Here is a 9,451-nt window from a genome sequence, read left to right on the forward strand (position 1 = left end):
CCGCTTCCTGACCGAGCTGGGCGTCGAGCCCCGCGACGTCACCGGCCGCCCGCGCCGCCCGCTGGCCGTCGCCGCGCTCGTCGCGGAGCTGCGCGCCACCACCGTCGACCCGGACGTCTCGGAGGGCCTGCGGGACGCCGCCGCCCGCCGGCTGGCCCGGCTCGCCGCCCTCGCCGACGAGGACGGCCGCCCGCTGGTGCCCGCCGCCCACCCCGACCGCTGGTGGGGGATGTACGAGCCCACCGCGAGCAAGGTGCCGCTGCGCGACCGGGACCAGCCCGTGGTGCTCTCCGGCAGCGCGCTGGACCAGCTCGCCAACACCTGCGCCCTCCAGTGGTTCCTGGGCCGGGAGGTGAAGGCCGACGCGCCCGCCACGGCCGCCCAGGGCTTCGGCAACGTCGTCCACGTCCTGGCCGACGAGGTCGCCTCCGGCCGTACCCCCGCCGACCTCGACGTCCTGATGGAACGCCTGGACTCGGTGTGGAACGCGCTCGCCTTCGACGCGCCCTGGAAGTCCGCCCAGGAGAAGGAGACCGCCCGCGCGGCGCTCGAACGCTTCCTGAACTGGCACGTCCTGGACCGCGCCACCCGTACGCCCGTAGCCAGCGAGCGGGACTTCGACGTGACCCTGGAGGCCGGGGAGTACCAGGTCCGCATCCGGGGCCAGATGGACCGCGTCGAGACGGACGGCGAGGGCCGGGCCTACGTCGTGGACTTCAAGACCGGCAAGAACGCCCCCACCGCCGCCGAGGTCGCCCGCCACCCCCAGCTCGCCGTCTACCAGCTCGCGGTGGCCGAGGGCGCGGTGGACGACGCCTTCGACGGCGAGCGCCCCGAGCCCGGCGGCGCGGAACTCGTCCAGCTCCGGCAGGGCGCGGCGAAGAAGGAGGGCGGCGAGACGCTGCCCAAGGTGCAGGCCCAGGAGCCGCTGAAGGGGGAGTGGGTCGGGGACCTGCTGGCCACGGCGGCCGGAAAGGTGCTGGACGAACGGTTCACCCCCACCACCGGCCAGCACTGCGCGCACTGCTCCTTCCGCGCCTCGTGCAGCGCACGCCCCGAGGGCCGGCACGTGGTGGAGTGACGTACGGCACCGAGGCACCTCGCTGACCTGCGCTTTCCACAGCCGGGGCGCCCGTTTGTCAGCGGTCGCCGCTAGCCTTCCCCGCATGCCCGCGCACCTCACCGACCCCGAGCAGCTCAAAGAGCTGCTCGGCATCCCGTTCACCCCGGAACAGACGGCCTGCATCATCGCGCCGCCCGCCCCGCAGGTGATCGTGGCCGGAGCCGGTTCGGGCAAGACCACCGTGATGGCCGCCCGCGTCGTCTGGCTGGTCGGCACCGGCCAGGTCGCCCCCGAGCAGGTGCTCGGCCTGACCTTCACCAACAAGGCGGCCGGCGAACTCGCCGAACGCGTCCGCAAGGCGCTGGTCAAGGCCGGGATCACCGACCCGGACGTGATCGACCCGGACAACCCGCCCGGCGAGCCCGTCATCTCGACGTACCACGCCTTCGCCGGGCGGCTGCTCACCGACCACGGTCTCCGCCTCGGCCTGGAGCCCAGCTCGCGGCTGCTCGCGGACGCCACCCGCTTCCAGCTCGCCGCCCGGGTGCTGCGCGAGGCACCGGGTCCCTACCCGGCGCTGACCCGCTCCTTCGCCGACCTCGTCACCGACCTGCTCGCGCTCGACTCCGAGCTGTCCGAGCACCTGGTCGACCCCGAGGAACTCCGTGTCTGGGACGCCGGCCTGCTGACCACCCTGGACGGGGTCAGGCTCAGCAACGCCGACCTGCGCAAGGTGCCCGAGACGCTCGCCGCGCGCGGGGAACTCGCCGGGCTCGTCCAGCGCTACCGGGCCGCCAAACGCGCCCGCGACCTGCTCGACTTCGGCGACCAGATCGCCCTGTCGGCCCGCCTCGCCCGCGTCCCCGAGGTGGGACGCCTGCTGCGCGAGGAGTTCCGGGTCGTCCTGCTGGACGAGTACCAGGACACCTCCGTCGCCCAGCGCGTCCTCCTGGCGGGCCTCTTCGGCCACGGCACCGGCCACCCCGTCACCGCCGTGGGCGACCCCTGCCAGGCCATCTACGGCTGGCGCGGCGCGTCCGTCGCCAACCTGGACGACTTCCCCGAGCACTTCGCCCGCGCCGACGGCAGCCCCGCCACCCGGCAGGCGCTCAGCGAGAACCGGCGCAGCGGCGGCCGCCTCCTCGACCTCGCCAACGGCCTCGCGGAGCCCCTGCGCGCCATGCACGCGGGCGTGGAGGCGCTCCGTCCGGCCCCCGGCGCCGAGCGCGACGGCCTGGTCCGCTGCGCCCTGCTGCGCACCCACGCCGAGGAGATCGACTGGCTCGCCGACTCCCTCGCCCACCTGGTGCGCACCGGCACCCCGCCCGGCGAGATCGCCGTCCTGTGCCGCACCGCGACCGACTTCGCGGAGATCCAGGGCGCGCTGGTCGCCCGCGACGTGCCCGTGGAGGTCGTCGGGCTGTCCGGGCTGCTGCACCTGCCCGAGGTCGCGGACCTGGTCGCCGTCTGCGAGGTGCTCCAGGACCCCGGCGCCAACGCGGCCCTGGTCCGGCTGCTCACCGGCCCGCGCTGGCGCATCGGCCCGCGCGACCTGGCCCTGCTCGGCCGCCGCGCCCGGCTGCTCGTCGCCCACGCCCGCGTGGGCGGCGCCGACGACCCCGACCGCAGGCTCGCCGAGGCCGTCGAGGGCGTCGACCCCTCCGAGGTCACCTCCCTCGCGGACGCCCTGGACACCTTCCTGGAGACCTCCTTCGGCACCGAGGGGTACGACGACGACCTGCCGTTCTCCCCGGACGCGCGGGTGCGCTTCGCCCGCCTCGCCGCCGAACTGCGCGACCTGCGCCGCAGCCTCTCCGACCCGCTGATGGACGTGCTGCACCGGGTGCTCGCCGTCACCGGCCTGGAGGTCGAGCTGTCCGCGTCCCCGCACGCGCTGGCCGCCCGCCGCCGTGAGACCCTGTCCAACTTCCTCGACGTGGCCGCCTCCTTCGCGGCCGGCGACGGCGAGGCCACCCTGCTCGCCTTCCTCGCCTTCCTGCGCACCGCCGCCCAGTACGAGAAGGGGCTCGACAACGCGCTGCCCGGCGGCGAGAACACCGTCAAGGTGCTCACCGCGCACAAGTCCAAGGGGCTGGAGTGGGACGTGGTCGCCGTCCCCGGCCTGGTCAAGGGCACCTTCCCCAGCGCCCAGGGGCGCGAGAAGTGGACCGCGCAGGCCAAGGTGCTCCCGCACGCCCTGCGCGGGGACACCGAAACCCTGCCCGATGTCGGCTCCTGGGACGCCAAAGGCATCAAGGGCTTCCACGAGGCCATGAAGGAGCACCAGCTCACCGAGGAGCTGCGCCTCGGCTACGTCACCTTCACCCGCCCCCGCTCCCTCCTGCTCGGCTCCGGCCACTGGTGGGGCCCCAGCCAGAAGAAGCCGCGCGGCCCCTCCGACTTCCTCCAGGCCCTGCACGACCACTGCGCCGCCGGGTACGGCGAGACCGAGGTGTGGGCGGACGCCCCCGAGGAGGGCGACGAGAACCCCGCCCTGCACACCGCCCACGCCGACCAGGCATGGCCGCTGCCCCTGGACGCCACCGCCTTCGCACGCCGTCGCCGGGCCGCCCGCACCGTCCGCGCCCACCTCCAGGCTCCGCCCACGGCCGCCCCGGTCCCGTACGACGACCCGGAGTGGCCCACCGAGCCCCCGGAGGACGAGGAGCCCTACGGCGCCTTCGAGGAGCCCGGCGCCCGGGACTCCTGGAGCGGCGACCACCCCGCCCTCCCCGTGCCGCACCAGGCGTCCGCCCCCGAGCCGCTCACCCCGGAGGAGGCCCGCGCGGTCGCCTCCTGGGACCGCGACCTCGACGCCCTCGCCGGGGAGCTGATGCGCGCCCGGCGCGGTGTCATCGACGTACCGCTGCCCGCCGTCCTCACCGCCACCCAGATGCTCCGGCTGGCCGAGGACCCCGACGGGCTCGCGCAGGAACTCGCCCGCCCCATGCCGCGCCCCCCGCAGCCGGCCGCGCGCCGGGGCACCCGCTTCCACGCCTGGGTCGAGTCCCGCTACGAGGAGCTGATGCTGCCCCTGCTGGAACCGGACGACCTGCCCGGCACCGACGCCGAGATCGCCGACGAAGCCGACCTCGAAGCCCTCAAGGAGGCCTTCGAGCGCACCGAGTACGCCCGGCGCACGCCCTACCGCGTCGAAGTCCCCGTACAGCTCACCCTCGCCGGGCGGGTCGTACGCGGCCGGATCGACGCCGTCTACAAGGACGGCGAGGGCGCGGACGCCACGTACGAGATCCTCGACTGGAAGACCGGCCGCACGCGCGGCGCCGACCCGCTCCAGCTCGCCGTGTACCGGCTGGCCTGGGCGGAACAGCAGGGCGTCCCGCCGGAACGGGTCACGGCCGCGTTCCTTTACGTGCGCACCGGGGAGGTCGACCGTCCGGACCCGCTGCCCGGCCGGGAGGAGCTGGCGCGACTGCTCGAAGGGGAGCGAACCGGGGCGACGGGGACACCGGGGTGTGACGAACCGCCCGCCGAGGATGTCCGCGCGGGCCGATAGGCTCGTGAGCATGAGCCAGACCCCGGACAGCGCCGTCCACGCGTACATCGAACGACACCGCGCCGCCTTCCTCGACGACCTCGCCGCCTGGCTGCGCATCCCGTCCGTGTCCGCCCAGCCGGAACACGCCCCCGATGTCCGCCGCAGCGCCGACTGGCTCGCCGGGAAACTCACCGCCACCGGCTTCCCGGTGGCCGAGGTCTGGCCCACCCCCGGCGCCCCGGCCGTCTACGCCGAATGGCCCTCGGGCGACCCCGAGGCCCCCACCGTGCTGGTCTACGGCCACCACGACGTGCAGCCCGCCGCCCGCGAGGACGGCTGGGACACCGACCCCTTCGAGCCCGTCGTACGAGGAAACCGCCTTCACGCGCGCGGTGCCGCCGACGACAAGGGCCAGGTGTTCTTCCACACACTCGGCGTCCGCGCCCACCTCGCCGCGACCGGCCGTACCGCGCCCGCCGTCAACCTCAAGCTGCTGATCGAGGGCGAGGAGGAGTCCGGCTCCCCGAACTTCCGCGCCCTGGTCGAGGAGCACGCCGACCGGCTGGCCGCCGACGCCGTGATCGTCTCCGACACCGGCATGTGGTCCGAGGACACCCCCACGGTGTGCACGGGCATGCGGGGCCTCGCGGAGTGCGAGATCCGGCTGTACGGCCCCGACCAGGACATCCACTCCGGCTCCTTCGGCGGCGCGGTGCCCAATCCGGCCACCGCCGCCGCCCGCCTGGTCGCCGCCCTGCACGACGAGCACGGGCGCGTGGCCGTCCCCGGCTTCTACGACGGCGTCGTGGAGCTGACCGAGCGCGAGCGCGCCCTCTTCGCCGAGCTGCCCTTCGACGAGGCCGAGTGGCTGCGCACCGCCAAGTCCCACGCGGCCCACGGCGAGGCCGGGTACAGCACCCTGGAGCGCATCTGGGCCCGCCCGACCGCCGAGGTCAACGGCATCGGCGGCGGCTACCAGGGCGCCGGCAGCAAGACGATCATCCCCTCCTCGGCCGTGGTGAAGCTGTCCTTCCGGCTGGTCGCCGGGCAGGATCTCGGCGCCGTCGAGAAGGCCGTGCAGGACTGGGCCGAGCGGCAGGCGCCCGCCGGCATCCGGCTGGAGATCGACTTCAGCCCGGGTACGCGTCCCTGCCTCACCCCGCTCGACCACCCCGCACTGCAGTCCGTCGCCCGCGCGATGGGCCGCGCCTTCGACAAGCCCGTGCGCTTCACCCGGGAAGGAGGCTCCGGCCCCGCCGCCGACCTCCAGGAGGTGCTCGGCGCCCCGGTCCTCTTCCTCGGCATCTCCGTCCCCTCCGACGGCTGGCACGCCCCCAACGAGAAGGTCGAGCTGGACCTGCTCTTCAAGGGCGTCGAGACCAGCGCCCACCTGTGGAGCGACCTCGCCGAGAACTGGCGCCCCGCACCCTGCTGAACAGCCGCCGTTCGGGAACGGCACCGCGCGCCGGGCACACTGGAAGGGCCGCCCGGCCCGGCCGCCCCCGCCCGGCCGCGGTGCCCCTGACCCGTGTCCCGCCGAACCGCCCGCCGAACCGACCGTTCCATTGGGGGAGTTGGAAGCACCAGTGACCACCCGGACCGACCACACCGCTGACCGACCCATCTCGCTCACCGCCCCGAGCGGCATCGACCGAGCCGCCCACCACCGGCTCGACGAAGCCTGGCTCGCGGCGGCGTGGAGCCACCCCACGACCCGCTGCTTCGTGGTCTCCGGCGGCCAGGTGCTCATCGACGAGACGCCCGACGGGCGCACCGAACTCGTCATGACCCCCTCCTTCGAGGCCCCCCTCACCGAGGCCCACCGCTACTTCCTGGGCGAGGACGAGGACGGCGTCAGCTACTTCGCGCTCCAGAAGGACTCCCTGCCCGGCCGCATCGACCAGTCCGCACGCCCCGCCGGACTGCGCGAGGCGGGCCTGCTGCTCTCCCCGCGCGACGCCGGGCTGATGGTGCACGCGGTCGGCCTGGAGAACTGGCAGCGCACCCACCGCTTCTGCTCCCGCTGCGGCGAGCGCACCGTCATCGCCGCCGCCGGGCACATCCGGCGCTGCCCGGCCTGCGGCGCCGAGCACTACCCGCGCACCGACCCTGCGGTGATCATGGCGGTCACCGACGGCCAGGACCGCATCCTGCTCGGCCGCCAGGTGCACTGGCCCGAGGGCCGCTTCTCCACGCTGGCCGGGTTCGTCGAGCCCGGCGAGTCCATCGAGCAGTCGGTGCGCCGCGAGGTCTTCGAGGAGGCGGGCATCACGGTCGGCGAGGTCGAGTACGTCGCCAGCCAGCCCTGGCCGTTCCCCTCCAGCCTGATGCTGGGCTTCTTCGCCCACGCCACCTCCACCGAGATCGACGCCGACGGCGAGGAGATCGAGGAGGCCCGCTGGTTCTCCCGCGACGAGCTGGGCGCGGCCTTCGAGTCCGGCGAGGTGCTGCCGCCCTACGGCATCTCGATCGCCGCCCGGCTGATCGAGATGTGGTACGGCAAGCCGCTGCCGACCCGGAGCGCCTTCTAGACGCCAGAAACCCCGGCCGCCCTGTGTACGGGCGACCGGGGTTCCGGCGGTTCTGCGGGGTCAGGCGCCGAGCGCCTGCTTCACCTGGGCGAGGCTCGGGTTGGTCATGACGACCTCGGAGCCACCCCCGACGGGCACGACGCGCACGGTCGGCACCGTCTGGTTGCCGTCGTTGGCCTTCTCCACGAACGTCGCGGACTCCGGGTCGTGCTCGATGTTGATCTCGGTGAAGGGGATGCCCTCCCGGTCGAGCTGGCCCTTCAGCCGGCGGCAGTAACCGCACCAAGTCGTGCTGTACATCGTCACAGTGCCCTGCATGTCTCGCGCTCCTCAGGCGGCCGGGGGGTACGTCCTACGTCGTGCACAGGGCAAACGCGGGAGGTCCGATGTGCATTCCCACGGATGTGATGCCCGCCCCACGCGGTCGCTGTGACACCCGCCGCATTAAAACGACTATCGGGGCCCGCCTGTGGACAACCGACGCGATGGTCCCGGCCGACCTGGCAGCATGGCCATGTGACAGCAGCAACGCCCTCCCCTCTCTTCCCGCGGACCCCGGACTCGGCCGACGCGGTGCTCGAAGGGCTCGACCCCGAGCAGCGCGAGGTCGCCACCGCCTTGCACGGGCCGGTGTGCGTCCTGGCCGGAGCGGGCACGGGCAAGACCCGCGCCATCACCCACCGCATCGCGTACGGGGTGCGCTCGGGCCTCCTGACGCCCTCCAGCGTGCTCGCCGTCACCTTCACCAACCGTGCCGCGGGCGAGATGCGCGGCCGGCTCCGCCAGCTCGGCGCCCAGGGCGTGCAGGCCCGCACCTTCCACTCCGCCGCGCTCCGCCAGCTCCAGTACTTCTGGCCGAAAGCGATCGGCGGCGGGCTGCCCCGGCTGGTCGACCGCAAGATCCAGCTGGTCGCCGACGCGGCCGCCACCTGCGGTCTCCGCCTGGACCGGGGCGAGCTGCGGGACGCCACCGCCGAGATCGAGTGGTGCAAGGTCACCCAGACCGTCCCCGCCGACTATCCCTACGCGGCCGTGAAGGCGGGCCGCGAGACCCCGCGCGACCCGGCCGAGATCTCCCACCTCTACGCGGCCTACGAGAACCTCAAGCGCGACCGCGCCGTCATCGACTTCGAGGACGTGCTGCTGCTGACCGTCGCCGTCCTCCAGGACCGGCACGACATCGCCGACCAGGTACGCGCCCAGTACCAGCACTTCGTGGTGGACGAGTACCAGGACGTCAGCCCGCTCCAGCAGCGGCTGCTCGAACTCTGGCTCGGCGACCGCGACAGCCTGTGTGTCGTCGGAGACGCCAGCCAGACCATCTACTCGTTCACGGGAGCAACCCCCGACCATCTCCTCGACTTCCGGCTCCGCCACCCCGGCGCCACCGTGGTCAAGCTGGTCCGGGACTACCGCTCCACCCCCCAGGTGGTCCGCCTCGCGAACGGACTGCTCGCCCAGGCCCACGGCCGCGCCGCCGACCACCGGCTGGAACTGGTCTCCCAGCGCGCCCAGGGCCCCGAACCCGTCTACACCGAGTACACCGACGAGCCCGCCGAGGCCGAGGGCGCCGCCCGCCGCATCCGCGAGCTGATCGCCGCCGGGACGCCGGCCGCCGAGATCGCCGTCCTGTTCCGCACCAACTCCCAGTCCGAGACCTACGAACAGGCCCTGGCCGACGCCGGCGTCCCCTACCAGCTGCGCGGCGCCGAGCGCTTCTTCGACCGGCCCGAGGTGCGCAAGGCGGGTGTCGCCCTGCGCGCCGCCGCCCGCTTCGGCGGCAACGACTCCCTGCTCGACGAGGCGGTCGACCTGCCCTCCCAGGTCCGCGCCGTGCTCTCCGGCGAGGGCTGGAGCAGCGAGCCCCCGGCCGGCTCCGGCGCCGTCCGCGAACGCTGGGAGTCGCTGGCCGCGCTGGTCGCTCTCGCCCACGACTTCGCCGCGGCCCACCCCAAGGCCACCCTGAGCGACCTGGTCGCGGAGCTGGACGAGCGGGCCACCGCCCAGCACGCCCCGACCGTCCAAGGCGTCACGCTCGCCTCGCTGCACGCGGCCAAGGGCCTGGAGTGGGACGCCGTCTTCCTGGTCGGCGTCGCCGAGGGCATGCTGCCGATCACCTACGCCAAGACCGACGAGCAGATCGAGGAGGAACGCCGCCTCCTCTACGTCGGCGTCACCCGCGCGCGGGAACGGCTCCACCTCTCCTGGTCCCTCGCCCGCTCGCCCGGCGGCAGGGCGGGCCGCAAACCGAGCCGCTTCCTCGACGGACTGCGGCCCGGCTCCACCGCCACCGTCGGCCGCGCGGCGACCGGCACCGGCGGCGTCGAGCGCGGCACCCTCGGCGGCCTCCCGGCCGCG

General features: G+C 74.2%; 6 protein-coding genes. 5 read left to right on the plus strand and 1 reads right to left on the minus strand.

Features of this window, described 5'->3' with window-relative positions; translation table 11 throughout:
* The 4 genes from GT030_RS23225 to nudC all read left to right on the plus strand — a co-directional run.
* A partial coding sequence (locus GT030_RS23225) for a PD-(D/E)XK nuclease family protein (RefSeq protein ID WP_161202748.1) occupies positions 1 to 1,081 on the plus strand: 1,081 nt, incomplete at its 5' end.
* Positions 1,082 to 1,166: 85 nt separating this feature from the next.
* On the plus strand, positions 1,167 to 4,580 hold the full coding sequence (locus tag GT030_RS23230; RefSeq protein ID WP_161202749.1) for an ATP-dependent DNA helicase: 3,414 nt from the start codon (positions 1,167 to 1,169) through the stop codon (positions 4,578 to 4,580).
* A 10-nt stretch (positions 4,581 to 4,590) separates the two neighbouring features.
* Positions 4,591 to 5,997 (plus strand): dipeptidase, encoded by a 1,407-nt coding sequence (locus GT030_RS23235; protein WP_161202750.1) that lies wholly within the window; start codon positions 4,591 to 4,593, stop codon positions 5,995 to 5,997.
* 151 nt (positions 5,998 to 6,148) lie between these two features.
* On the plus strand, positions 6,149 to 7,093 hold the full coding sequence (gene nudC / locus GT030_RS23240) for an NAD(+) diphosphatase (protein ID WP_031181100.1): 945 nt from the start codon (positions 6,149 to 6,151) through the stop codon (positions 7,091 to 7,093).
* Between the two features lie 60 nt (positions 7,094 to 7,153).
* On the opposite strand, the gene GT030_RS23245 is transcribed toward nudC, so the two are convergent.
* The gene (locus GT030_RS23245; RefSeq protein ID WP_086695487.1) at positions 7,154 to 7,411 is read right to left on the minus strand and encodes a mycoredoxin; all 258 of its coding nucleotides are present in this window, start codon (positions 7,409 to 7,411) and stop codon (positions 7,154 to 7,156) included.
* A 198-nt stretch (positions 7,412 to 7,609) separates the two neighbouring features.
* On the opposite strand from GT030_RS23245, the gene GT030_RS23250 reads away from it, so the two are divergent.
* On the plus strand, positions 7,610 to 9,451 hold a 1,842-nt coding region (locus GT030_RS23250; RefSeq protein ID WP_346009724.1), incomplete at its 3' end, for an ATP-dependent helicase.

The organism is Streptomyces sp. SID1328, from assembly GCF_009865595.1.
GTDB classification, from domain to species: Bacteria; Actinomycetota; Actinomycetes; order Streptomycetales; family Streptomycetaceae; genus Streptomyces; species Streptomyces griseoluteus.

Coding starts and splice junctions, on each gene's coding strand:
- GT030_RS23230 (WP_161202749.1), top strand. CDS start 1,167: ATGCCCGCGCACCTCACCGACCCCGAGCAGCTCAAAGAGCTGCTCGGC.
- GT030_RS23235 (WP_161202750.1), top strand. CDS start 4,591: ATGAGCCAGACCCCGGACAGCGCCGTCCACGCGTACATCGAACGACAC.
- GT030_RS23245 (WP_086695487.1), bottom strand. CDS start 7,411: ATGCAGGGCACTGTGACGATGTACAGCACGACTTGGTGCGGTTACTGC.